This window comes from Mucilaginibacter sp., from assembly GCF_039207105.1.
Lineage (GTDB): Bacteria > Bacteroidota > Bacteroidia > Sphingobacteriales > Sphingobacteriaceae > Mucilaginibacter.
In genome coordinates, this window is the sequence record NZ_JBCECK010000015.1 from 1 (window position 1) to 24,829 (window position 24,829).

Genomic DNA, 24,829 nt, shown 5'->3' on the forward strand with positions numbered 1-24,829 from the left:
GTAATAAATTTATCAAGCCCCAAGGTATCAACCCCTTTTTTGATCTTTAGCTGGTCAATATGATCAAATATCTGTTTAAAGCCGCTATCTGCCAGTTTAGTAGCTTGTTGTTTAATATCGCTACCCAGTTTTTTGAATGGTATCATTTTCATAGCCTGTTTGTTTTAATCAGGTATAATACTTTATAATTATAGTGCTATTCACGTGCCAGTTTATAAACGACCGGCAAAATTTTATAGTACAGTCTTTATTGTGTAATAAGTAATTACCTTTTGTTGGTAAACAAATCCAAAGTCGCTGGCATTATGTAAATTCGCCCTATTAATAAATTAGTTACATTGAAAAATAATATTCTTATTGTTGATGATGTCCACCCCATATTCATGGAAATGGCCGAGGCCAAAGGTTATCACTGCGATTACAAACCACTTATAACGGCCGCCGAGGCCTTGCAAATAATAGGAGAGTACGCCGGTTTGGTTATCCGGTCGAAATTCCTGGTTGATAAACAGGTAATAGATGCTGGCACTAATCTGCGTTTTGTAGCGCGGGCCGGTGCCGGTATGGATAATATCGACGAAGCCTATGCTGCCGAAAAAAACATTGAGCTGATCAATGCGCCTGAAGGTAATTCAGATGCGGTTGGTGAACATGCTATTGGCTTGCTGTTATCATTAATGAATAATTTAAACCGCGGCGACGCGGAGATTCGTGATGGTAAATGGCATCGCGAGGCTAACCGTGGCTATGAGCTTAAAGGCAAAACGGTTGGTATTATTGGTTATGGACACATGGGGCAAAGCTTTGCCCGGAAGTTATCAGGCTTTCAGGTTGATGTTATTGCATACGATAAATATAAAACCGGCTTTAGTGACAGGTATGCCCGTGAAGTAAGCATGGAAGATATTGTAAAGCACAGCGATGTGCTGAGCCTGCACATACCACTGACAGCTGAAACCAACGGGCTTGTTGATAACGAATATCTGTTCCATTTTAAAAAGCCCATATTTTTTATCAATACATCGCGGGGTAAAACCGCCAAAGTAAGCGCGGTGCTCAATGCCATTAAAGAAGGCAAAATTTTAGGAGCTGGATTAGATGTATTGGAAGTTGAAAAGTTTCCGGCCCTTGCAGAGCAGGCTTGGTTCGATGAATTGCGCCAAAGCGGCAAGGTATTGCTGAGCCCACACGTAGCCGGCTGGACATTTGATTCGTACCGCAAAATAAGTGAAGTAATGGCCGGGAAGCTGGTCGCTGTGTGAGTTGTGAGTTGTGAGTTGTGAGTTGTGAGTTGTGAGTTGTGAGTTGTGAGTAATTTTGGATTAACAAGTTAATAAAAATCCAATGAATCCTTGAATCACAGAAATCGTAGTTCATATAAAAAATCAACGAAATCAGCGCCATCAAAAGCAATCAACGGTCAAATAAATTTGGATATTAAAATTTAAATAACTTATCTTCGTTAAATACCAAACAAGACTATGTAGGCCCAGCCCATATAGTCTTGTTTGTTTTTATGGTCATAGCGTCCTTCTTAAAAAGGGGGGCGGTTTTTTTTGGATGACCAGTCAGAATAATAATTAAATAAATAAAGTGTTATGGCAGAGGTATCATACTTTACCAAAGATGGTTTAGAAAAATTAAAAGAAGAATTACAAAGATTAAAAACAACCGGACGTGCAGATATATCAAAGGCGATAGCTGAAGCCCGGGATAAAGGCGATTTATCAGAAAACGCCGAATACGACGCGGCTAAAGAAGCACAGGGTTTGCATGAGGCTAAAATTGCTCAGATACAGGAAACCCTAGCTAATGCCCGCTTGCTTGATGAATCAAAAATCGATGTATCAAAGGTGCTTGCCTTATCAATAGTTAAAATAAAAAACCTGAAAAACGGCGCTACCATGAGTTACCAGCTGGTAGCTGAAAGTGAAGCCGATATGAAATCAGGAAAAATATCGGTAACGTCACCTATTGCCAAAGGTCTTCTGGGTAAAAAGGTTGGTGAAACCACCGAGATCACCGTACCAGCAGGTAAAATTGAATTTGAAATACTGGAGATCAGTAGGTAGTTTTGGGTGCTGAGTTTTGAGTTATTTGCTGAAGCTAATTAAACTCAAAACTCAATACTTATTACTCATAACTTAAAACAAAATGACCATTTTTTCAAAAATAATAGCAGGGGAGATACCTGCATATGTAGTAGCTGAAAGTAATGAGTTTTTGGCTTTTCTGGATATTAATCCACTTGTAGAAGGTCATGTGCTGGTAATACCCAAAAAAGAGGTTGATTATATTTTTGACCTTGACGATGAAACCTATACCGGTATGCAGATATTCGCTAAAATTGTGGCTACGGCACTTAAAAAAGCCGTTCCCTGCACCAAAGTAGGGGTAGCTGTAATTGGTTTAGAAGTACCGCATGCCCATATCCACCTGATACCCATGAACCGGGTTGATGATATGAACTTTGCCCGCCCCAAATTAAGTTTTACACCCGAAGAGCTGAGCGCTACCCGCGATAAGATCAAAGCCGCACTGAGAGATTGATTTAGATTGATGTGCGGATGTGAGAATTTCAAATGTGCGGATTAATAAAGAAGTAGTATTTAGATAAAACGGTTATCTGCACATCTATACATTTGCATATCCCCATATCTATTTCACAATTCTTTTCGCGTTATCTTTTACAAAGGTATCCCAGCCAGAGTATGATTTTTTGCTGCCAGAACCGGATTTGCTGCCGGTACTAATACGCTGAAAGGAATGGCAAACAGCAATAGCCAAGCCATCTGTAGCATCTAAAAAGTCAGGTGTTTCCCTGAATTTTAACAGGTTTTGCAGCATAGCCGCTACCTGTTCTTTAGTGGCGCTGCCATTACCGGTAATAGATTGCTTTATTTTACGGGGCGCGTATTCTGTGATTTCTATATTACGCGATAATGCTGCCGCCATAACTATACCTTGCGCCCTGCCCAGTTTTAACATTACCTGTATATTTTTGCCGTAAAAAGGTGCTTCAATAGCTAAACAATCCGGATGGTAATTATCAATAAGGGCTACGGTTTTTTCAAATATGCGTTGCAGTTTCAGCATATGATCATCGGCTAAGTTCATCTTCACTACACCGAGGGCAATAAGTTCAATTTTGGGACCGGTTTCTTTAACCAGGCCATAGCCCATAACGGCCGTACCGGGGTCGATGCCTAAAATAATACGTTCTTTGGTGTTAGCTTGCTGCACGTTTCAAAGGTAGGTATATCGTAGCTAAAAGCGGAAGGCTTAAAGCCGAAAGCCCATGTGAATTTTTACGCAGAGCTATTTACCTGCTTAAACCGGATTGTAAAGCAGCCATATACTGTTCACGACTAATCATTCGCGCACCCATTGATTCCAGATGTTTGGTGTGTATCTGGCAGTCTATCAGCTCAAACTGTTTGCTTTGGCAGAAATGGATCAAGGCTGTTTTTGAAGCATTACTTACACGGCTGAACATGCTTTCGCCACAAAAAACTTGGCCTATCTGCACACCATAAAAGCCGCCAACCAACTCCTGATCTTCCCATACTTCAACAGAATGTGCGTAGCCTTCGGTATGCAGCTTATTGTATGCCGCAATCATTTCATCAGTTATCCAGGTACCGTCTTGTCCTTCGCGTGGTGCGGTTGAGCAGGCTTTGATCACCTCATTAAAACAGGTGTCGGCAGTTACGGTGAACTTACCCGACCGTAGCACCTGTTTCATAGATTTGGATATTTTTAGCTCCTGCGGATATAATACAAACCGTTCATGAGGCGAATACCACAGTATGGGTGAATCGTCACTATACCAGGGGAAGATGCCGTTTTGGTAGGCCAGTAGTAATCGTTGGGTCGATAGATCGCCGCCTACAGCTAAAAGCCCGTCTGGTTCTGCCAGATCGGGCTCAGGAAATAGTAATCTTTCATCGAGCCTGAATATCATCAGGCGCAAATTTACGCTTTGCGATGAATCACGAGTTTTTTATTTTGCGCTTTGGCAACAGCGTCCAGATAAACCTGCATTTCGTTGTATTTTGCTGCAGGAATAACCTGGTTAGTTAGGTTAAATCTGGCGGTACTTACTACCTGATTTTTAGTAGCATCATACTTGTATTTTACCTCATAAGTGCCATAAGTAAATTTAAGGTTCTGGTCTGTTGGTAATGTTTCTATTTCAAAACCCGCAGGTAGGTCAATAGTGGTTGTGCAGGTTTTGAGCATGGGCGAGTTAAAATAATAGTTTGATCTCCGCTTTTCTTCGGCAGGTAAAGTGGCCGACCAAAGCATAAACGGCTGTGGTTTATAAAATTGCTTATCGCCTGTAGCTATATCACAATACTTATCATATTCCATATTGATAGTGACTTCTTTAAATCCATCTTTATCAGTTTCCGGTACATACTCAAAAACAGAAGGCTGTTTTATACGGAGCTCTTTAATAAGCATTTCCTTTTGCTCATCAACTTTATAATAAGGTAGCCTGTCAACAAACATACTTCTGTACTCGCCGTTGCTTGAAATTTTAATTTGTGCTTTTGCACCCCCGTCAGCATCAAGCACAAGGTGAACATAACTATTGAATTGATTGTCGGCAAAAGTACTTTTAGGCGTATTAACTAATTTACCGCCCTCGTCTGTTATTAATAAAGCATTGCGATTTTCGGTAAAGGGGCCGAGTTTGCCAAAGGCTGTAGTGTTACTTGTACATTCGAGCCAGGTGGTGTCATTTTTAAAAGGAATACATAATATGGCATGGTTAAAAGTGTTGCTGGGGAAAGCAAAATCTGCAGGCTCCGCGTTATAACCAGCCCTGATAATGGCATAGTTTGAAGGTATATTAACTGCGCTTAGTAATGCTCGCATGTAATTTGACAATGCTTTACAATCACCATATTTTTTTTGATCAACAAAAGTTGCCGGAAAAGGCTTATAACCACCAATACCTAACTGTATACCTACATAGCGCATGCTTTTTTGCATGTATTCATATAAAACGCGCGCCTTGTCTTTATCGGCCTTAATGGTATCGGTCATTTTTTTTACTTCGGCTATGCGCTCCGGGCTCAGCGTACAAACATCATCATTTAATGATTTTATCCAGTTACCAAAAGATTGCCAATTGTTGAAATCACCTGGATAGCCGTAACAGTTAAAAAGGTTGGTTGCGAAGGATATTTTTTTTTGAATATTCCAAGCCATTACGTTTTCTTCTTTTTTGATGGCTTTCAGGTTTTTAACCGTCCAGGTATAAGTGTCAAGTCCATCTGAAGTGCCTTTTTCAGGTTTAATATTGGTATTGCTGGCTTTATATCTGAAACCAACTGATGGATTTACAGAAATTTTGCAATATTCATTTTGCACAGCCTGCTCCATTTTATCCTGCACGTACCAGCTGCTAAGGCCTATAAAACTGCTCTCGTTTTCTTCGTAAATAATTTCAACGGTGGTTGGATAATTGGCAATAGCGTGTTTAATGGCCAGGTAACGATCATCTGTTACCATAGTTTCATCGTTAGCGGCAGAGCCGTCATACATATCGCTTTTGCGGTACTTTTTAATAAGTAAGCCTTCGGCGTTATAAATATTTAGTTCAATATTGCTATAGGTATCATACTTGCGGTTATAGGCTATTTCAAGTATGGCATCATTATCTCCCTTGTCATTAAGTATAGTTACAATGCTATGTTCTTTTGTTGTTTGCTTACCTGCTTCTTTGATGATAGTTTCGTGCGCCTCATATCGGATCACCACATTTGCATCCTGTTTCAATGAATCAGGTATAGTTGCCGCTAAGTATAGATCTTTAGGGATGTTTTTGTCCTGGCTATAGCTATGGCTATAAAAGGTACATAAGGCCACTATCATCAATAACGGCCTTTTATAGTTTTTAGTAAACATATGATACTATGATTTTTTAAGTACTATTTGCTCGTTAAGCATTTCATACATCTTTTTACAAAATTCATGGAACTCGGGATAGTTCTCTTTAAAATACATTGACTTTTTAAAATCAACATTTAAACGTATCATAAGTGAGCCATCCTGTTCGGCCACCATTCGCCTGAAAACAACACTTTTGTCGGGTATCATCATACTGATGCTTTTGGGTAGGGCATCAACTTTATAACCGGCGGGCAGTTTAAATACGCCTGTAATGGAATAATTATCCTGATATCCAAAATCAATATCAGTTACACGGGTCTCATTTAAAAACGGATTGGTTTTAAGGTCTGTAAACAGGTTGGAGTTAAAATAGATATAGTTATCATCCGAGCCTGTGAGGTCAAGGTTGAAATCCATCTTTTGCCTGAGCGGTAAGGTGTCAACCTCCATGTTTTCAAATGTAACCGATGCTATTTTCATATTGTTATTATCATCCCTTATATAGTCGATGTATTTTTTTTCGCCGTCGGTTTTGTATTTTTTGATGTAGTTAATGCGGTTGTAGCTAAAGCTGCTGATATCTGCAGATCCGCTCATTTTTCCATCAGGCTTTATTTCAGCATTGATGAGTACTACCTGCCTTACCGGGTCTTTGTCATCTAAAAACTTAAGGTCATAAACCTTATCATCCTTGTTTACAGATAGGCCAAACGAGTTTAAAAAGTTGTTAGGGATCTGGTTGTAAATATTGTATTTGTTAGAAGCATCAAGCACATAGTATTTATTGCTATCAACCGGGATGTAAGCCACCGCGCTGTTAAACTGGTATGAATTTGGATAAGCGGGATTGATACGGCCATGATTGCGCGTGCTTACCAGCATTGGATATGCTTTTACACCTGATTTTTTTAATAGGTGAGTAAGAATAAGGTTAATTTCGGCCGAGTTGCCTATCTTTTTATCCCATACTTTCACTGTTCCCTCATTAGCATAACGAGCGTATGTCTCGTCCCACTTCAGCGTGTTTTTAACGGTATTAAATAAATAAGCGATTTTATCCTCATCAGTTTTTAAGCTTTTTGCCTTGCTGATAATTGCTTCTTCGCCATTTAATTTACGATTTATCTGACCGCCAAAATCCTCATCGTCGGCCCAGTTTTGGCCAACTTTCGTCCAGGTATCAGAAAAAGTTTGTACCATACCCTGTGTTGGTTTTATGCTTAACAGCTGAAATAATATACGTTCGGAGTTATCATTACGGGCTCCCATAAAAGGTTCGTCACGTAGCGACGGAATGTTAGCCAGCGCCTGGATATGCATATTTGACGAATTTGTTTTATCGATAACGTATGGATAGTGCAAACTTTCCAGTCTTTTGTAATATAAAACATCAGGTATATTAGTACCTAATTCGCTATATCGAGTGGGTAGGTGGCTTTGAAAATACCAGTCAGGGAAATCGCCTATAGATGCTGCGGTTAAATGGTATTTAAATTCAATAATTGAGCCTGGTTTTACATTAGGAAATGAAAACACAACGGCCGAGCGGTATTTATCAACCACTTCGGTAAATATCTGCTTTTTATCTACTTTAATAATTTCCGGTTTACCGTCAGTAGTATTTATGGTTTCTGCCTGCAGGCCGGTTATGTATTCGGCCCGGTTTGCACTGTAGTATTCAATACGAATGTTGGCTTCTGATTTGCCATTGTCATTGAAAATTTTGATGCGCTTATGTCTGTCTGTTACAATGTTATAATTGGTATCAAAATAAACACCGGCCTTGTCAAAAAGAATTTCGGCATTAGCATCCTTTTCAAATTCGCAGGCTTTAAGCTCAAGATCGCTTTGATCAACTTTTCCGAAAGCTTGTGCAACTGGTATTGAAGGAGTGGTTTGAGCGTTAGCACTCAATGCTAAACACCCTAAAAAGAATAGAGTAAAAGTTTTATTCATGTGATGAGGTTTAATATTAAAAAGTTTAAATTGGTAGTAAATGTACTATAAGGAAGTAAAAAATAAAAAATAATTAAAACAATATGAATGCTTAATTGTATTAAAGGGCTTTTGGCGAAAAAATATTATTTCATAAGCAACCTGACATCATTTGAAAGCCTTGTATACATATAGAAATATAAGATTGCTTTTATGTAATTTTGGCATTAATAAATATGCCGGTGCATAATTGTATGCCATATATCAAACTGGCATTCAGATTGATAATAAGTAATTAATGAAACAAAAATTTTATGATACTGCTGTGAAGCAGGAAAAAGCTGTTCTGGTTGGGGTAATAACCGCCAACGAAACAGAAGAGCAGGAGAAGGAATACCTGGAGGAGTTGGAGTTTTTGGTTGCCACAGCCGGTGGTATTACCGTAAAAAGCTTTACCCAAAAGCTACAGCGGCCGGATAGGGCAACTTTTGTGGGCTCGGGAAAGCTGGAAGATATTAAAGCCTTTATAATTGAAGAAGAAATTGATATCGTAGTTTTTGACGACGGACTTTCACCATCGCAACTGCGTAATATTGAAAACGAATTACAGGTAAAGGTGCTTGATCGTAATAACCTGATACTGGATATTTTTGCTAACCGGGCCCAAACCGCGCAAGCTAAAACTCAGGTTGAGCTGGCCCAGTTACAATATTTACTACCCCGCCTTACCCGTTTATGGACGCACTTAGAGCGCCAGAAAGGTGGTATTGGTATGCGTGGTCCGGGTGAATCGCAAATTGAGACGGACAGGCGTTTGATCCTGAATAAAATAGCCTTGCTAAAAGAAAGATTAAGGCATATTGACAGGCAAAACGAAACCCAGCGGAAAAACCGCAGCCAGATGGTGCGCACCGCGTTGGTTGGTTATACCAACGTAGGTAAATCAACTATCATGAACATGATCTCCAAATCGGAAGTGTTTGCCGAGAATAAATTGTTTGCCACGCTTGATACAACGGTGAGAAAGGTAGTGATTGAAAATTTACCTTTTCTGCTGTCAGATACGGTTGGGTTTATCCGCAAGCTTCCACATCATTTGGTGGAGTGCTTTAAATCTACCTTGGATGAAGTGCGCGAGGCTGATATATTGATTCACGTGGTTGATATTTCGCACCCTAATTTTGAAGATCAGATACTTACTGTTAATGAAACCCTGAAAGATATTGGTGCCATTGATAAAAGGATAATTACTGTTTTTAACAAGATAGATGCCTTTAAACCCGAGGAACATCAGGTTGAACAACATCCCGAACCGCTTACTTTAGATGACTTTAAACATAGCTGGATGGCTAAAAACAACAGCCCGGCCATATTTATATCTGCCACTAAAAAGGAAAACCTCGATGAGTTTAGAAGTTTACTTTACAACGAGGTAAAAACTATTCATGTTGATAGATATCCTTACGATAAGTTATTATATTAACATATGAAAAAGGGCGCATATCATATGCGCCCTTCCTAAAAAACACCATAGAGATGCATTATATGCGTCTTTTTTATTTTAACTTAAAAACAATTCCTCTTGTATAGCCGGAATGGTGTTGTTTTTTAAAGCGGTATCAAAAAGCAGCGTTATCGCTTTGCGTCCTTCCTCGCCCAGATCAACCGAATATTTGTTTACATAAAGTTCAATGTGCTTGTACATTACCTCTTCGCTCATTTCCTGCGCGTGCGAGCGGATAAACTCTAAGCCCGATTTTGGATTGGCAAAGGCAAACTCAACAGATTTGCGCAGCACCCTGTTTAATTTATGCTGAACATCTGTAGGTAAGTTACGGTTAGCCACAATGCCGCCCAGCGGTATGGCGCAGCCGGTTTGTTTTTCCCAGTAATCGCCCAGGTCAAGTATTTTTTTCAAATCTTTGTCCTGATAGGTGAAACGGTTTTCATGAATAATGAGGCCAACATCAACCCGGCCTTCTAACACGGCGTTTTCAATATCAGAAAACACTAATTCTGTTTTATTGGTAGCATTCGGAAAAGCATAGCCCAATAAAAAATTTGCAGTAGTATATTTTCCAGGAATGCCAATGCGGAGTTCAGGGTTGCTGGAGCTCAATTGCTCACGAAGTTCATTTTCATCGCCTTTGCATATCAGCATTGGCCCAACACCATAACCCAGGGCGCTGCCAGCGTCAAGCAGCACGTATTTATCAGCTACGTAGGCAAAAGCGTGATAGCTGAGTTTGGTAACATCCAGTTCGCCGCGAAAAGCTTTTTGGTTAAGGGTTTCGACATCATCATAATAAACCTCAAACTCCAAGCCTTCGGTGTCAATTTTATGATGTATGAGCGCGTCGAAAATAAAAGTATCATTAGGGCAGGGCGAAAAGCCGAGGGTTAGTTTCATAGTAGATATTTTTTATTGGATCAATGATGTTTGGATTAAGGATCAAGGATTTTTTCTTTATTCCTTGCTCTTTTCATCCTTGTTCCTAATTATTACTGATCCGGTTTATCAGCTCGATGGCAAAGTTATTCAGATTTTTAATGGCCAGTTGTATGTCCCAGTTATCGCGATTGCGTTTTTCTACATAATTTGACACTGCCCTGATCTGCAGGCAGGGTAAGTTGAATTGGCGGCAGGCATAGAAGAAGGCGGCACCCTCCATGCTTTCGATCTGAGGGTTTAAACGAGAATGTATTTTTTTGATGGATTCCTCGTTGCCGTGAACGGTGTTTACCGTGATAGCGTTGGCCCTGGTTAGGTAAAGGGAATTACAAACGTTTTCAAGCGTTGTGGTTGGTTTAAAAGTGTTTTCGCCAAAACCAAGTTTGCTGATAGGGATAAATTCCTGGTCGTCCTCGGCACCGGTCTCAGAAAAAGTATCTTCTGTTATTTCCACAACATAGCCCGGGTGGATGCTTTTGTCAAAGCTGCCGGCTATGCCCAGGTTAATTACAAGGTCATATTTGTGCATACTAAACTGACGGCCTAAAGCAAAAGCCGTAGGTACCATACCTGCTCCAGTTATCAATATATCAAGCTTGTGGCCAAGGCTATTTGCCAAAGGATCAACCTCAAAGGCTGTGGCGGCAACAATCAATATCAGCATATTGCTTTTTTTTGACGGCTAAGATAAAACAACTCAGCTATTTTTGTTTTGTATATTTGCACCTACGATTATTATGATGATACATATTACGCGCAAAGAACATTTTAATGCCGCTCACCGGATGTACCGTGAGGAATGGAGCGCTGAAAAAAACAATGAGGTATTTGGCAAATGCGCCAACCCCAATTGGCATGGGCACAATTATAACCTGTTTGTAACGGTTAAAGGCGAAGTTACGCATGCAACAGGTTACCTGATGGATCTGAAAGAGCTGAAGATAATTATCAATGAGTATGTTATTGAAAAGCTTGACCATAAAAATATCAATAAGGATGTTGAATTTATGGCAGGTAAAATGGCTTCGACAGAACTATTGTGCATTGAGATATTTAACCAGCTTAAAGCGCCAATTGAAGCGTATGAGGGCGTTTTTTTACATTCGGTTAAACTATACGAAACCGAAAATAATTCTGCCGAGTACTTTGGCGGATAACCTGAAGAGATGAACAGCAACAACAACAATAACATTCCGGGACGGGATGATGACGATGATGATGACATTGGCGGCGGATACACCAAGGTTGACAGGTATAACCCAACACTGATCCACAACCTTTCTACTCATTATCATGATGTTTTAAAACAAATTGGTGAAGACCCAGAACGCGAAGGTTTATTAAAAACACCCGAACGCATGGCTAAAGCCATGTTATACCTTACACATGGTTATGACCTTGATGCAAAAGCCATCATGCAATCGGCTATGTTTAAAGAGGAGTATAGCCAAATGGTAATTGTTAAGGATATTGAGGTTTACTCCATGTGCGAGCATCATATGCTGCCTTTTTTTGGTAAGGCGCATATAGCTTATATCCCTAATGGATATGTAGTGGGCTTAAGTAAAATACCCCGTATAGTTGATGTGTTTGCCCGTCGTTTACAGGTACAGGAACGCCTGACCAACGAGATCCGGGATTGTATTCAGGATACCCTTAATCCCATAGGCGTAGGTGTAGTTATTGAGTGCCGGCACTTGTGTATGAGTATGCGTGGTGTACAAAAACAAAATTCTGTAACTACTACATCTGCGTTTACCGGTGAGTTTTTGAAAGAGAAAACCCGTACTGAGTTTTTAAATTTAATATCTGCAAAGCTGAGCTAATCCCTTTAAAAGGTAACAAAAGCTATTAATAAACATAAATTATAAATATTTTACAACAATTTCCCCTTTAGGGGGTTAGGTGGCTAATGAAAGCATACATTTTTCCTGGGCAGGGTGCTCAGTTTCCGGGTATGGGTAAAGATCTGTACGAACAATCAGAAAAGGCTCGTGAATTATTTGAAGAAGCCAATGAAATATTGGGTTTCCGTATTACCGATGTCATGTTTGATGGTACAGCTGATGATCTTGTGCAAACCAACGTTACCCAGCCTGCTATATTTTTACATTCGGTTATTTTAGCCGCTGTTTTAGGCGATGATTTTAAACCCGAAATGGTAGCTGGCCACTCACTGGGCGAATTTTCGGCATTGGTAGCTGCAGGTGCTTTATCATTTGAAGATGGCTTGCGTTTAGTAGCGGCGCGTGCCAATGCCATGCAAAAGGCTTGTGAATTGCAACCATCCACAATGGCTGCTATTTTAGGCCTTGATGATTTTACCGTTGAGGATGTTTGCCAGCAGATTACCGAGGTTGTAGTAACCGCGAATTATAACTGCCCGGGCCAGCTGGTAATTTCAGGCAGCATTGCCGGAATTGATGAAGCCTGCGAGAAATTGTTAGCGGCAGGTGCCAAGAGAGCCTTGAAACTAAAAGTAGGCGGCGCTTTCCATTCTCCATTAATGGAATCGGCCAGAGTTGAACTGGAAACAGCCATTGTTGCTACAACAATTAACCAGCCGGTTTGCCCTATATATCAAAATATCGATGCTAAACCATATACCGATCCGGAACTGATCAAGAAAAACTTAGTTGCTCAGCTTACGGGCCCTGTAAGGTGGACGCAAACTGTAAAACATATGCTTGAAGATGGTGCTACCTCTTTTACAGAAGTAGGGCCAGGTAAGGTACTGCAAGGCCTTGTAAAAAAGGTAGACGCGGCAGTAGCCATAAACAGCGCGGTTTTAGAACAATAATAATTAAAATACAGGCACTGCAAAGTGCCTGTATCATTTACTTGAGGTTTATTTATATAAGGAAATTTGACTTACTCCGGGAAAATACGCTTGTTGCTGACCGTTATAGGAATAGGCTTATTATTAACGGCTATTATTGTTCAAAAAACTTATTCACCGGTAAATAACCTGGTCAAATCTGGCCTAACACTCGAAGATAATCTGCATAAAAAGGAAGCTTATGTAAATGAGCTGATCAATGATAAGCTAAAATTCAGGCTGCTAAAATACCTGCCGGCTAATGAGCAGGATGCGCTTAATAATATTAGCGAGGTTACCGTTAAAAACCGCATTTTATTTGTAACACTTCATAATAACCGGTTGGCATTTTGGAGTGGAATAAAAGTTTTGCCAGAAAATTTATCGGCCATAAAGGAGGGCTATTCCTTTATAAAACAACCTAATGGTTATTTCGAAACCATAAAAAAAACCAAAGGCGATTTCTCTATCATCTTTTTTATTCCGGTAAAAACCAGCTACGCCTTTGAAAATCAGTACCTCCGCAATGTTTTTGATAAAGATCTTGTTAAAGATGACAATATTGATATTGCCGATTTTTCTGATAACAATATCTACGAGGTACATACCAGCAGCAACGAATATTTATTTTCAATAAAGCTTAAACCTCAAAGTGTTAATTACGCTTTTGTATACTATGAGCTCATATTCTGGATATTAACTATTATAGTTTTATGCGTTTTGATGCATAAAGTTTGCAGTTATATAGCCTTAAAAGGCTACGCGATGTTATCAGTTGCGTTGTTGGCCGTATTTATAATATTGTTCAGATATTTTAGCTTGCGTAGCAACCTGTTTGATTTTACTTACACGCTTGCTTTATTCAATCCGGTATACTACGCCTCAAGTATCATTTATCCCTCCCTGGGCGATTTTTGTATTAATATTCTGTATATACTATGGTTTGTTAGCTACCTGTATCAGCAAAGGCACCGGCTGTTTGTCGCGGTGCCTGGCAGGGCTGCAAGTTACCTGATCACTACAGCTTGTATAGTTGTACTTATAGGTTCTTCTACACTGTTGCTTAACTTATTTTATGGATTGGTTATTAATTCAAAAATAGGTTTTAACGTTAACAATGTACTTAGCCTTTCGGGCTTTAGCCTGGTTGGGGTATTAATGTTATGCTTTAGCTTCCTGATATTTTATATCATTAATGAAATTGCCCTGTTCATTTGCTTCAAGTTAGTAATACCCCGAACTCATCAGTTGTTTATGCTGGTATTGGGTGTGGTTTTAACAACAGTTGTTTTTGCATTATACCAGGAATATACTTCGTTTTATATTTTACTGTTCATACTCATTATTATAAGAGGCTACGGTTTTATATATCACAACGGGAGACTTAATTCAGCAACGTTTCTGGGAATTGTATTAATATGTTCGCTCATTTCGGCTATTAAGCTTAATCATTTTGAAAATATTAAAGAGCAGGAAACCCGAGAGGCACTGATCCAAAAACTCGAAATTCCGGATGATGCCACAGCTGATTATATCTTCAAAAAAATAGAAGGTCAGATAATCGCCGATTCTGCCATTATTGGCTACTTTAACAATACCGCGCTACATAACGCTGATTTTCTCAGGACCCGTTTTCAGAAACTATATTTTGATGGCTATCTATCCAAGTATGAGTTTAAGGTACACGAGTACAATGAGCAGGATCAGCCCATCGCCGATGATAATTACTCGTTAAATGTATTTAAAGATCTGGTACTGTACAGCTCATTCAAGGTGTCTGATTATTTTTATCGGGAAAATGAATCGTTTGGGTTTCAGAATTACTTTGCCATATTACCTGTAGTGCATGGCGGCCGGCAGTTAGGTACTTTGGTAATTGAGTTAAAGTCAAAACCTTTGCAGCCATCAGGTTCGTTTCCGGAGTTGCTGGTAGATGGACATATCAAATCTGAAGATGAATTTAAAGATTACTCCTACGCGTTTTATATAGATAATAAATTGCTGAGCCAAAAGGGTAACTACGTATATACCCTTAACAATACAGAATTTACAGGCAGCATTAAAAAGTATCAGCTCAAAACCACCAGCAACAACAATGGCGAATGGTATGAAAGCTTTACCAATTACAGTCACCTGATATATAAACCCAGTAACCGTAATTTAATCATTGTAAGTAAGGAAGAAAATCCTTTATACAGCAGCGTTACATCACTTACATTCTTTTTTGTACTGTTGCTGTTGTTTAGCGGCACTATAGTAGTTATCAGGTGGGTATGGGTACGCATGCGGATATTGAACATTAGCGATCATGAAATAAAATGGTACTTCAAGATAAACTTTGACAGGATATTATACCGTACGCGTATACAGTTCTCCATGATATTCGCAGTAATGATAACGTTGCTTATGGTAGGTTTTATCACCTTTGTATCTATCAGTACCCAGTACCATGCCCAACAGGATAAAATGATACGTGATAAAATTACCCGTATTGTTACAGCCTTTGAAACCGGTGCTTTTAATAAATACATCTATAATGTGAACGAAGAAAGCCAGGTAAGCTTTAATGAACTGGCCAATAACTATTCAACAGATTTAACCTTGTTTGATACCAATGGTGTGCCCTTGGTAACCACCCAGCCCAAAATTTATGAATACGGCTTAACGGCTAAAAGAATGAATGCCCGTGCTTTTATTTATTTGAGCAAGCTGCAAAAATCGGAGTTTGTGAATGAGGAAAAAATTGGCGGATTGAGTTATAAAGCAGCTTATGCACCTATCATCAGTTCAAATAAAATTATAGCCTACATCCAGTTGCCTTATTTTTCAAACGAGGCGGATTACAAAGAACGTATCAGCGGATTATTAAATGTGATGATCAATGTTTATGCCATTGTGTTTATCGCTATCGGTCTTTTTGCCATTATTATAGCCCGGCAAATTACGGCTCCGCTGAATTTTATCCAGGAAAGCCTGAGTAAAACCATCTACGGTAAAAAGAACGAGCATATTAAATGGGCGCGTAATGATGAGATTGGTGCATTGATAAAGGAGTATAATAAAATGATATCGGCGCTGGAGCATAGCGCGCACAGACTGGCACAATCAGAACGTGAAAGTGCCTGGCGCGAAATGGCCAAGCAGGTTGCCCATGAAATCAAAAATCCTTTAACTCCTTTAAAGTTGGGCTTGCAGCTGTTGGATAAATCATGGAAGGATAAAGACCCGAAGTTTGATCAGAAGTTTGAGCGTTTCAGCAAATCATTCGTAGAGCAGATCGAGAGCCTGTCGTCAATAGCGTCCGAGTTTTCGGCTTTTGCCAAGATGCCTGATACCCGGATAGAACAGATCAATGTTTTTGAGATGCTGGGGCAGGCGGTTACGATATTTAAGCAAATGGATAATATCCATATAGCTTATCAGGCACCTGAAACCTCATTTATTATCAGTGCCGACCGCGACCAGCTTTTACGCTGTTTTAACAATCTGCTTAAAAACGCTATTGAGGCTACCCCGCCTGACAGGCAGGGAATAATTGAAATTAACTATCTGATAACCAGTAAAAATGTCTTGCTTACCATAAAAGATAATGGTAACGGCATACCCGAAAACATGCGCGAAAAAATATTTGAGCCTAACTTTACTACCAAAAGTTCCGGAACGGGTTTAGGGCTTGCGTTTGTTAAAAACTCTATTGAAAATGCCAATGGTAAAATCTGGTTCGAAACAACCATCGGCAGCGGCACATCATTTTACCTGAGTTTCCCAGCGGCAAGTTGAGTGTCAGGTGAAAGGTCAAAGGCAAAAGGTTTGCTGAGCATTCATCAAGAATTATGATTCACTTTATCCTTTCGTCTTTGCCCTTTACCCTTTCACCTATGCTTTCACAGCAAATTTCTTAATCGTTTCTGTAATATGGGCCAGATGGTGCCTGCCATGCCATGAATACATAGCTAAAGCTCTGACAAGTGAGATCGTATCACCCGATTCGGGATGAACAAATGTCCGGGCCCATTCATTTTCGGTAAAGCTTTCCAGCAAGGCCACAAAGCGCTGATGTATGCCTTCCAGCATTTTTAGTGAGGGTTCTACAGGCAAACGGTAATCGGGTAGTAAGGCCCAATCAGCTTCTTCATATGGTTTTATAGTGGGGTTATTTTCAGTTAATGCCAGTTTAAACCGGGTAATAGAGTTCATATGGCTATCGGCCAGGTGATGTATTACCTGCCTTAACGACCAGCCTCCGGTACGGTATGGCGTATCCAGCTCTTGATAATTTAAACCTGTTATAGCATGCCTTACTTTGCCCGGTAAGGTTTTAAGGTCATCTATCCATTTACGAATATCTTCATTAGTATAGGATGCCGGCGGGGCAAATTTCCCTATCGGGAATTTCATCTGTTCGTCTGTCATAGTTAAAAAAAAATTAATTTAGGGATAATTTAAAACTACCGCAAGCTTTGCTATAATTTAGCGGTTAGTACCTATTTGCTTAAACCGATGATTAAGAAGATATTTTTACTGCTGTTTCTTTTAAATACCTCATTTACTTATGCCCAAACTATTAAAACAGAGATTTTGGTAATTGGTGGCGGAGCTGCTGGAACAGCGGCGGCTATACAAGGCGCACGCAGTAAATTAAAGACCATGTTGGTTGAACCAGGCCCTTGGCTAGGTGGCAGCATGACCGCAGCGGGGATGTGCGTGGTAGAGGGTAACAGGAATTTGCCATCGGGTATCTGGGGCGAATTTCGCAGGCATGTAAGAGATTTTTATAAGAACAGGCTGGGGTATGATACTACCATAAACGCTACCCTGCGTTTTGAGCCATATACCGGGGCGGCCATCCTGAAAAAAATAACCGATACCGTAAAAAATTTGACTGTAAAACTTAATACTCCTTGGACGGCTATTGAAAAAGATGGTACAGGCTGGCAGGTTACTATTACCCTTGACCATAAAAATACCACCATAAAAGCCAAAGTAGTTATTGACGCAACCGAAACCGGCGATGTAGCCGCTAAGGCAGGTGAAGCGTTTGTTTCAGGTTTTGATAGTGCTCAGGATACCGGCGAGGAGCTGGCCCCTCCATCGGCTTTACCACGTATACAGGATATTACCTGGATAGCCCTTGTAAAAGATTTTGGCAAAAAAGCTGATAAGACGATTATCAAACCACAAGGTTATGACGCGAATGAATATGCCTGTTTGAAAGGTAAAAATATCACTAAGATGCTTGATGACGGCAGGCTCCCTAATGATAAATTCATGATCAAATGGGCGGGGTGTGGTAACCAGTATCCAACCACGGTTGAAGATCTTAAACTCGCCAATCGGGATGCATTTTATGCTAAGGCACGTTTGCATACCCTTGGCCTTATTTATTATTTGCAAACAGAACTGGGTTTTAAAAACCTGGGTTTGGACGATGAGTTTCCAACACCTGATCATTTGCCTTTTATCCCATACATCCGCGAAGCTGCCCGTACAAAGGGAGTATTGCGGATGACGCTTGATGATGTTTACAAACCTTACGACCGCCCGGCTAAACTGTATCGTACAGCTATAGCTGTTGGCGATGCCTCACCTGGGCAGCATTATGGCGAGGGTACAGCACCTAAAACCAATTATCCACCTTTTATGGCTTATAGCATTCCACTGGGTTCAATTGTGTTAAAGGATATGGATAATTTACTGGTTACAGAAAAAGCCATGTCTGTATCGCATCTGGTTAATGCCAGTAGTATGTATCCTTCCGTTCAAATGGCGGTAGGGCAGGGAGCCGGGGCAACGGCCGCCTTTTGCGCGTTCTTTAAAACCACTACAAAAAAACTAAACGTACGTGTTATACAGGGCGAGTTACTTGATTTTAAAGCTTATTTATTGCCTTTTGCAGATATTAAACAAGCCGACCCTTATTTCAGATCGATGCAGCAGGTTGGTGCTACCGGTTTGCTAAAAGGTGTATCAAAAGTAAACGGGAATAGCGCCCAATTACTTTTCATGCCCGATTCTGTAGTAAGCACAGCTGAGGTTGAACCCTTTTTTAAAGAGATTTATACGAGGGCTTTTTTATGGTTCAACAAAGAAAAGCCTGGCGATAAATTTACCCAGGGTAACCTGCTGTCGTTCATCAGCGAAATTACCCTGACCGATCCTAAAACCTTGCAAATAGGCATGCAAAAGGCCTGGAAAGCTCAATACAAGTTTACATCTGATTTTGATATGAACCGTCCGGTTACCCGGCGTGAGTTTGCTGTTTTGGCCAATAAATATTTAAATCCCTTTGCCCGCACAGTTGATCTTTCCGGCAGAATGGTGAATTAGTTGGTAGTGGCCATTATTCAGGTTTCAGTATGGCATACATGTGTTTATCTATTACTTTACCGTGTTTAATAATAGCATTGCGCATAATACCTTCTTTAATATATCCGGCTTTTTCCAATACCCGCATTGATGCCGCATTTTGGCCAAATACACCTGCCTGTATACGTATAACATCTAAATTTTTAAAAGCGTAATCGGTTAGGAGTTTAACAGCTTCGGTTACAATACCGCGGCCCCAGTAAGGTTCGCCAAGCCAGTAGCCTATTTCGCCCCATTTACTATTTGCATCAATCGTTAGATCAATAGCTATGCCTCCGCAAACGTGGTCATCAATGGCAATAGCAAAATTGGTTTGTTTTTTTTGATGCCGCATGTAGGTAACCCATTTGTCGGCATCGTTCATGGTATAAGGGTAGGGAAAACGGTCTAACAAATAAGTAGATACATTGGGGTTATCGGCATGTTTTTGCAGTGATTCCTCGTCGCCATCAAGCCATCCTCTTAAAATAAAGCCCGTTCCGTGAAGTTCCATATTGTAACAATAAAATGTCTAAAAATAGCAATGATTGCCGAAACTGCTAAATTGCAAACATTTTATTGCCATTAGGCATCTCATTAATTCATGAAAAAATTATTTATAATACTTCTGCTCATTAATACTACCGGCGTCTTTGCGCAAAAATTGGATACACTTACCATCGAAAAGATCATGCGCGATCCTAAGTGGATCGGGCTATCACCATCAGCTATTCGCTGGACCGACGATAGTAAAAAAATATTATTTAACTGGAATGCTGACCAAAGTGGTTCTGGAGAGTTATACAGTATTTCGACTGTTAATGCCAAACCACAAAAGGTAAACATTGCCGAACAGCGAAGCTTAAGTGCTTCTGATGGCGATTGGAATAAAAGCCGTACACTGAAAATTTATGAAAAAAATGGCGATCTGTTTTTGGCCAATATCAAAACAGGTAGTACTATTCAGCTAACCAATACAGAGCAGCCTGAAACTGCTCCGGTTTTTAATGCCGATGGTACCGAGGTTGTATTTAAGCAAGGCGCCAACCTGTTCGCCCTTAAACTCAACAGCGGGCAACTAAAACAGCTGACCAACTTTGTACGCACGGCAAAAAAAGATGGTGAAGAACCATTAAACAATCAGGAACAATGGCTTAAAAGGCAGCAGCTGGAGCTTTTTGATATTATTAAAAAAGAGACTAAAGAGGAAAAGCTTGATTCAGCAAAAACAGCTGCTTTAGCACCTCAAAAGCTAAAAGAGCTGGTTACAGGTACCGACAAGGTAAACGCAATTAAAATAAGTCCCGATAGTAAATACATAACCTACCGGCTTACTAAACCGGCCAGCGGTGTAAAAGATGCCATTGTACCTAACTATGTAACAGCTTCAGGATTTACAGAAGATATCCCCAACCGGTCAAAAGTTGGCAGGCCATCTTCAACTTCACGAATGTTTATTTTTGATACCCGTCGCCAGTCGGTATATCCGGTTTTAACCAATGATATCCCCGGCATAAAGGATCTGCCTGATTATCTGAAAAATTACCCCAATGAGCTGGCCGAAAAGAAAAAGCAGAATGCTGATAGAGAGGTAACGGTTGCCGGCCCGTTTTGGAGCGATGATAGCAAAAACGCCGTTGTAGTAATCAGTTCACAGGATAATAAAGACCGCTGGATTATGCGCCTTGACCCGGTGACCGGTAAATTATCCCTGCTTGACCGCCAGCGCGATGAAGCCTGGGTAGGTGGTCCGGGTATAGAAAACTCCGAAGCAGGTAATGTCGGCTTTGTTGATAACACACATTTTTATTTTCAGAGCGAAGCCAGCGGCTATTCGCACATTTATTTGGTTGATGTGCTGAGCGGCGTGAAAAAACAACTGACCAGCGGCAAATGGGAGGTGCAAACCTTGCAGCTATCCAATAATAAAAAAACATTTTATTTTACTGCAAATATAGATCACCCGGGCGTTACTGATTTTTACAGTATCCAGGTAAGTGGGGGCAACCCAGTTAAAATAACCGGCATGAAAGGGGGTAACGAGGTAACCTTATCGCCAGATGAAAAATGGCTGGCTATCCGTTACTCTTATTCCAACAAGCCCTGGGAGTTATATATTCAAGCGAATAAACCCGGGGCAAAAGCAGTGCAGGTAACTCATTCTGTATCACCTGAATTCACCTCATACCCGTGGCGCGATCCCGAGATCATTACCTTTAAAAACCGTTATGGCAATGATGTTTACGCGCGCCAGTATCTGCCTAAAAAAGCAAATCCGGCAAAACCGGCAGTTATTTTTGTACACGGCGCAGGATACTTGCAGGAAGTAACCTACTCCTGGAGCTATTACTTCCGGGAGTATATGTTTAACAATATGCTGGCCGATAATGGCTATACCGTATTGGATATTGACTATACTGCAAGCGCGGGCTACGGCCGCGACTGGCGTACCGGAATTTACCGCCACATGGGGGGTAAAGACCTTACCGACCAAGTAGATGGCGTAAAATATTTAGTTGAAAAGTTTGGTGTTAACCCTAAACATGTTGGCTTATATGGCGGTTCATATGGTGGTTTTATTACGCTGATGGGTATGTTTACAGAGCCCAATGTTTTTACCGCAGGCGGCGCTATTCGTTCGGTGACTGACTGGGCGCATTATAATCATGGCTACACCTCTAATATTTTGAACGAACCTTTTACCGATGAAAACGCTTATCGTAAAAGCTCGCCTATATATTTTGCTAATGGTTTAAAAGGTAACCTGCTGATGCTGCACGGCATGATCGATCAGAATGTGAATTACCAGGACATCATCAGACTTACCCAAAAACTAATAGAGCTACATAAGGAGAACTGGGAACTGGCCTCATACCCGGTAGAAGATCACGGCTTTGAACAACCAAGCAGCTGGACAGATGAGTACAAACGTATATTTAAACTGTTTGAGCAAACGCTTAAAAAGTGATGGAGGGATTGAACTGCAAGCGTCCAAAGTTATTACCCTCTTTCTGGCGCAGCCAAAGAGAGGGTCGGCCAGCGAAGCGATGCCGGGGTGAGTCTTCGCCTCTATTCAAGCGTCTCTTGAAGAAACGGACTTGTTATATTTGGATATTTTTATTTTTTTTCCTTACGGGTTGTATCAATAGCCCACAGGCTCCCGTAATTCAGGTAAGTGTGGTTAACGGCAGGAAGTCGGTGAAGATTACAGGACTCGATAAAGCTATTGTGCAAGAGATCGCACGCGATTCTGCCGGAGGCAACTGGCAGGCGCTGATACCGGTTTACCGTATGCCTGCCGATACTGATTTAAAAAATTATCAGCCGGTACAGCCCGGAATATACCATGTTCAGGATAACGCCGTTATTTTTGTACCTGATACTCCATTTATAACCAATCAAAAGTATTTTGTACGGTATTATAAATTTGATGCCGGTACCAAGGTTACTGATTTTGTTACGGGGCGTAACAGACCAGGAAGTTTACAGTATTCTGATTTGGAATTTAAGTAATAAACTGCGCTGAATTGCTTGAAAATCAAATATAATTATGTATATTTGCACCTGATAAAATAAAAGAGGGGGCAATTTAGTCCCCTCTTTTATTTTATCGATCAAATTATCAATCAAAAATATCGAAGGGTAATGAATATTGAAAAAAGGGTAAAAGAGCTGGTTGAAGAAAAGATTGCCGATAAGCCCAATTTGTTTTTAGTAGATGTTAAAATGCACTCGAACGGAAAACTAATTGTGTTGATTGACGGTGATAACGGTGTTGGGATTGATGATTGTGTACAGGTAAGCAGGCATGTTGGCTTCCATCTGGAAGAGGAAAATGTGATCGAAACTGCTTATAACCTGGAAGTATCATCGCCCGGGATTGATTTTCCGCTGTCATCACCAAGGCAGTACGCCAAAAATGTAGGGCGCAACCTGGGTATAAAAATGGCCGATGGGGCCAAAAGAGAAGGGGTGCTGACAGCTATAACAGAAGATGCTGTTATCATTCAGGAAAAAGTAAAGGAAAAGGGAAAAAAAGCTGAAACTGTTGAAAGCGTTATCCCGATTGATCAAATAACAGAAACAAAAGTTTTAATATCATTCAAGTAGAAAATGAGCAATATTAATTTAATTGATTCTTTTCAGGAATTTAAAGATTTCAAGAACATTGACCGCCCAACCATGATGAGCGTTCTGGAAGACGTTTTCAGAAGCATGATCAGGAAAAAGTTTGGCACCGACGAAAACTGTGACGTAATTGTTAATACGGATAATGGTGACTTGGAAATTTGGCGTACACGCCAGGTGGTTGAGGATGGCTTTAGCGAAGATGATGACCTGGAAGTAGAACTGGCCGAAGCTAAGCTTTTTGACGCCGACCTGGAAGTGGGTGATGAGCAGATTGAGCAGATCACGCTGGAAAGCTTTGGCCGTCGTGCTATTTTAGCAGCTCGCCAAACACTGGTTTCAAAAATCTTGGAACTGGAAAAAGACGAGATATTTAAAAAATATAAAGACCGTGTTGGTGAAATTGTTACAGGTGAGGTTTACCAGGTTTGGAAAAAAGAAACTTTGGTACTTGACGATGAAGGTAACGAATTGTTGCTTCCAAAAACCGAGCAGATACCAGCCGATTACTTTAAAAAAGGTGATAGCGTAAAAGCGGTTGTATATAAGGTAGATATGCTGAACAGCAACCCTAAAATTATCATATCACGTACCGCTCCTGAGTTTTTACAACGTTTATTTGAGCTGGAAGTACCGGAAATTTTCGACGGATTGATCACTATCAAAAAAATTGTGCGTGAGCCAGGCGAAAGAGCAAAGGTTGCCGTTGAATCATATGATGACCGTATTGATCCGGTAGGTGCCTGTGTGGGTATGAAAGGATCACGTATACATGGTATAGTGCGTGAATTGAAGAATGAAAATATTGACGTAATTAACTTTACCAACAATATTCAGTTATATATTCAGCGTGCGTTATCTCCGGCAAAAATCACTTCAATTAAGCTTGATGATGAGAAAAAGACCGCTGCAGTATATTTAAAACCCGATCAGGTATCATTAGCTATTGGTCGTGGTGGTCACAATATTAAACTTGCAGGCAAGTTAACCGGCTACGAAATTGATGTTTACCGTGAAGCCGATGAGCATGACGAAGATGTGGATATCGAAGAGTTTTCAGATGAAATTGATAGCTGGATCATCGATGAATTTAAACGAATTGGTTTAGATACAGCTAAGTCGGTACTTGCTTTAACAGTAGGAGAATTGGTAAAACGCACAGATTTGGAAGAAGAAACTATAAAAGAAGTGCTATCAATATTGAATGCTGAGTTTGAATAAGCATAATAACCAAAATTAAAATCGTA

The 24,829-nt window shown here is 40.4% G+C and carries 21 protein-coding genes; 13 read left to right on the forward strand and 8 right to left on the reverse strand.

Annotated elements, in window-relative coordinates; all coding sequences use genetic code 11:
- Positions 1-338: 338 nt before the first annotated feature.
- The 3 genes from AAGC65_RS05070 to AAGC65_RS05080 all read left to right on the forward strand — a co-directional run bounded on the left by AAGC65_RS05070 (position 339) and on the right by AAGC65_RS05080 (position 2,550).
- Positions 339-1,262 (forward strand): NAD(P)-dependent oxidoreductase, encoded by a 924-nt coding sequence (locus AAGC65_RS05070; protein ID WP_343111331.1) that lies wholly within the window; start codon positions 339-341, stop codon positions 1,260-1,262.
- A gap of 336 nt (positions 1,263-1,598) precedes the next feature.
- On the forward strand, positions 1,599-2,072 hold the full coding sequence (greA, locus tag AAGC65_RS05075) for a transcription elongation factor GreA (RefSeq protein ID WP_343111332.1): 474 nt from the start codon (positions 1,599-1,601) through the stop codon (positions 2,070-2,072).
- Positions 2,073-2,154: 82 nt separating this feature from the next.
- Positions 2,155-2,550 carry an HIT family protein gene (locus AAGC65_RS05080; RefSeq protein ID WP_343111333.1) on the forward strand — a complete coding sequence of 132 codons (396 nt, stop codon included), beginning with the start codon at positions 2,155-2,157 and terminating at the stop codon, positions 2,548-2,550.
- A 108-nt stretch (positions 2,551-2,658) separates the two neighbouring features.
- On the opposite strand, the gene ruvC is transcribed toward AAGC65_RS05080, so the two are convergent.
- The 4 genes from ruvC to AAGC65_RS05100 form a co-directional block, all read right to left on the reverse strand.
- Positions 2,659-3,243, reverse strand: coding sequence for a crossover junction endodeoxyribonuclease RuvC (gene ruvC, locus AAGC65_RS05085; protein WP_343111334.1), 585 nt, complete (start codon positions 3,241-3,243; stop codon positions 2,659-2,661).
- Between the two features lie 79 nt (positions 3,244-3,322).
- A complete protein-coding gene (aat, locus tag AAGC65_RS05090) occupies positions 3,323-3,964 on the reverse strand; it encodes a leucyl/phenylalanyl-tRNA--protein transferase (RefSeq protein WP_343111335.1) in 642 nt (213 codons plus the stop codon).
- A gap of 11 nt (positions 3,965-3,975) precedes the next feature.
- Positions 3,976-5,919 carry a DUF3857 domain-containing protein gene (locus tag AAGC65_RS05095; RefSeq protein WP_343111336.1) on the reverse strand — a complete coding sequence of 648 codons (1,944 nt, stop codon included), beginning with the start codon at positions 5,917-5,919 and terminating at the stop codon, positions 3,976-3,978.
- 6 nt (positions 5,920-5,925) lie between these two features.
- The gene (locus AAGC65_RS05100; RefSeq protein WP_343111337.1) at positions 5,926-7,860 is read right to left on the reverse strand and encodes a DUF3857 domain-containing protein; all 1,935 of its coding nucleotides are present in this window, start codon (positions 7,858-7,860) and stop codon (positions 5,926-5,928) included.
- Positions 7,861-8,137: 277 nt separating this feature from the next.
- On the opposite strand from AAGC65_RS05100, the gene hflX reads away from it, so the two are divergent.
- Complete coding sequence (hflX, locus tag AAGC65_RS05105) at positions 8,138-9,322, forward strand: GTPase HflX (RefSeq protein WP_343111338.1); 1,185 nt, start codon at positions 8,138-8,140, stop codon at positions 9,320-9,322.
- A gap of 78 nt (positions 9,323-9,400) precedes the next feature.
- Here hflX and AAGC65_RS05110 read toward each other — a convergent pair whose 3' ends face one another.
- Together AAGC65_RS05110 and mqnB are read right to left on the reverse strand one after the other, a co-directional pair.
- Positions 9,401-10,249: a 1,4-dihydroxy-6-naphthoate synthase gene (locus AAGC65_RS05110; protein WP_343111339.1), complete on the reverse strand. Its 849-nt coding sequence runs from the start codon at positions 10,247-10,249 to the stop codon at positions 9,401-9,403.
- Between the two features lie 85 nt (positions 10,250-10,334).
- A complete protein-coding gene (gene mqnB / locus AAGC65_RS05115) occupies positions 10,335-10,955 on the reverse strand; it encodes a futalosine hydrolase (RefSeq protein ID WP_343111340.1) in 621 nt (206 codons plus the stop codon).
- Positions 10,956-11,031: 76 nt separating this feature from the next.
- Between mqnB and AAGC65_RS05120 the strand changes: the two genes are divergently transcribed.
- The 4 genes from AAGC65_RS05120 to AAGC65_RS05135 all read left to right on the forward strand — a co-directional run bounded on the left by AAGC65_RS05120 (position 11,032) and on the right by AAGC65_RS05135 (position 16,889).
- A complete protein-coding gene (locus tag AAGC65_RS05120) occupies positions 11,032-11,448 on the forward strand; it encodes a 6-carboxytetrahydropterin synthase (RefSeq protein ID WP_290327822.1) in 417 nt (138 codons plus the stop codon).
- Between the two features lie 9 nt (positions 11,449-11,457).
- Complete coding sequence (folE, locus tag AAGC65_RS05125; protein ID WP_343111341.1) at positions 11,458-12,117, forward strand: GTP cyclohydrolase I FolE; 660 nt, start codon at positions 11,458-11,460, stop codon at positions 12,115-12,117.
- Between the two features lie 86 nt (positions 12,118-12,203).
- Positions 12,204-13,091 (forward strand): ACP S-malonyltransferase, encoded by an 888-nt coding sequence (fabD, locus tag AAGC65_RS05130; protein ID WP_343111342.1) that lies wholly within the window; start codon positions 12,204-12,206, stop codon positions 13,089-13,091.
- A gap of 66 nt (positions 13,092-13,157) precedes the next feature.
- Positions 13,158-16,889: an ATP-binding protein gene (locus AAGC65_RS05135; protein WP_343111343.1), complete on the forward strand. Its 3,732-nt coding sequence runs from the start codon at positions 13,158-13,160 to the stop codon at positions 16,887-16,889.
- Between the two features lie 96 nt (positions 16,890-16,985).
- On the opposite strand, the gene AAGC65_RS05140 is transcribed toward AAGC65_RS05135, so the two are convergent.
- Complete coding sequence (locus tag AAGC65_RS05140) at positions 16,986-17,522, reverse strand: YfiT family bacillithiol transferase (RefSeq protein ID WP_343111344.1); 537 nt, start codon at positions 17,520-17,522, stop codon at positions 16,986-16,988.
- A gap of 87 nt (positions 17,523-17,609) precedes the next feature.
- Here AAGC65_RS05140 and AAGC65_RS05145 point away from each other — a divergent pair, with 87 nt between their 5' ends.
- Positions 17,610-19,436: an FAD-dependent oxidoreductase gene (locus tag AAGC65_RS05145; RefSeq protein WP_343111345.1), complete on the forward strand. Its 1,827-nt coding sequence runs from the start codon at positions 17,610-17,612 to the stop codon at positions 19,434-19,436.
- 13 nt (positions 19,437-19,449) lie between these two features.
- On the opposite strand, the gene AAGC65_RS05150 is transcribed toward AAGC65_RS05145, so the two are convergent.
- Positions 19,450-19,968 carry a GNAT family protein gene (locus AAGC65_RS05150; protein WP_343111346.1) on the reverse strand — a complete coding sequence of 173 codons (519 nt, stop codon included), beginning with the start codon at positions 19,966-19,968 and terminating at the stop codon, positions 19,450-19,452.
- Positions 19,969-20,058: 90 nt separating this feature from the next.
- Between AAGC65_RS05150 and AAGC65_RS05155 the strand changes: the two genes are divergently transcribed.
- The 4 genes from AAGC65_RS05155 to nusA all read left to right on the forward strand — a co-directional run bounded on the left by AAGC65_RS05155 (position 20,059) and on the right by nusA (position 24,803).
- On the forward strand, positions 20,059-22,422 hold the full coding sequence (locus AAGC65_RS05155) for a prolyl oligopeptidase family serine peptidase (protein WP_343111347.1): 2,364 nt from the start codon (positions 20,059-20,061) through the stop codon (positions 22,420-22,422).
- A 230-nt stretch (positions 22,423-22,652) separates the two neighbouring features.
- A complete protein-coding gene (locus AAGC65_RS05160; protein WP_343111348.1) occupies positions 22,653-22,967 on the forward strand; it encodes a hypothetical protein in 315 nt (104 codons plus the stop codon).
- Positions 22,968-23,099: 132 nt separating this feature from the next.
- Positions 23,100-23,564, forward strand: coding sequence for a ribosome assembly cofactor RimP (gene rimP / locus AAGC65_RS05165; protein ID WP_343111349.1), 465 nt, complete (start codon positions 23,100-23,102; stop codon positions 23,562-23,564).
- A 3-nt stretch (positions 23,565-23,567) separates the two neighbouring features.
- Positions 23,568-24,803 carry a transcription termination factor NusA gene (nusA, locus tag AAGC65_RS05170; RefSeq protein ID WP_343111350.1) on the forward strand — a complete coding sequence of 412 codons (1,236 nt, stop codon included), beginning with the start codon at positions 23,568-23,570 and terminating at the stop codon, positions 24,801-24,803.
- Positions 24,804-24,829 lie beyond the last annotated feature (26 nt).

What these genes read in the sequence shown, in the direction of transcription:
- greA (WP_343111332.1), top strand. Translation starts at nt 1,599, where the DNA reads ATGGCAGAGGTATCATACTTTACCAAAGATGGTTTAGAAAAATTAAAA.
- AAGC65_RS05080 (WP_343111333.1), top strand. Translation starts at nt 2,155, where the DNA reads ATGACCATTTTTTCAAAAATAATAGCAGGGGAGATACCTGCATATGTA.
- aat (WP_343111335.1), bottom strand. Translation starts at nt 3,964, where the DNA reads ATGATATTCAGGCTCGATGAAAGATTACTATTTCCTGAGCCCGATCTG.
- AAGC65_RS05095 (WP_343111336.1), bottom strand. Translation starts at nt 5,919, where the DNA reads ATGTTTACTAAAAACTATAAAAGGCCGTTATTGATGATAGTGGCCTTA.
- AAGC65_RS05100 (WP_343111337.1), bottom strand. Translation starts at nt 7,860, where the DNA reads ATGAATAAAACTTTTACTCTATTCTTTTTAGGGTGTTTAGCATTGAGT.
- hflX (WP_343111338.1), top strand. Translation starts at nt 8,138, where the DNA reads ATGAAACAAAAATTTTATGATACTGCTGTGAAGCAGGAAAAAGCTGTT.
- AAGC65_RS05110 (WP_343111339.1), bottom strand. Translation starts at nt 10,249, where the DNA reads ATGAAACTAACCCTCGGCTTTTCGCCCTGCCCTAATGATACTTTTATT.
- mqnB (WP_343111340.1), bottom strand. Translation starts at nt 10,955, where the DNA reads ATGCTGATATTGATTGTTGCCGCCACAGCCTTTGAGGTTGATCCTTTG.
- AAGC65_RS05120 (WP_290327822.1), top strand. Translation starts at nt 11,032, where the DNA reads ATGATACATATTACGCGCAAAGAACATTTTAATGCCGCTCACCGGATG.
- folE (WP_343111341.1), top strand. Translation starts at nt 11,458, where the DNA reads ATGAACAGCAACAACAACAATAACATTCCGGGACGGGATGATGACGAT.
- fabD (WP_343111342.1), top strand. Translation starts at nt 12,204, where the DNA reads ATGAAAGCATACATTTTTCCTGGGCAGGGTGCTCAGTTTCCGGGTATG.
- AAGC65_RS05140 (WP_343111344.1), bottom strand. Translation starts at nt 17,522, where the DNA reads ATGACAGACGAACAGATGAAATTCCCGATAGGGAAATTTGCCCCGCCG.
- AAGC65_RS05145 (WP_343111345.1), top strand. Translation starts at nt 17,610, where the DNA reads ATGATTAAGAAGATATTTTTACTGCTGTTTCTTTTAAATACCTCATTT.
- AAGC65_RS05150 (WP_343111346.1), bottom strand. Translation starts at nt 19,968, where the DNA reads ATGGAACTTCACGGAACGGGCTTTATTTTAAGAGGATGGCTTGATGGC.
- AAGC65_RS05155 (WP_343111347.1), top strand. Translation starts at nt 20,059, where the DNA reads ATGAAAAAATTATTTATAATACTTCTGCTCATTAATACTACCGGCGTC.
- rimP (WP_343111349.1), top strand. Translation starts at nt 23,100, where the DNA reads ATGAATATTGAAAAAAGGGTAAAAGAGCTGGTTGAAGAAAAGATTGCC.
- nusA (WP_343111350.1), top strand. Translation starts at nt 23,568, where the DNA reads ATGAGCAATATTAATTTAATTGATTCTTTTCAGGAATTTAAAGATTTC.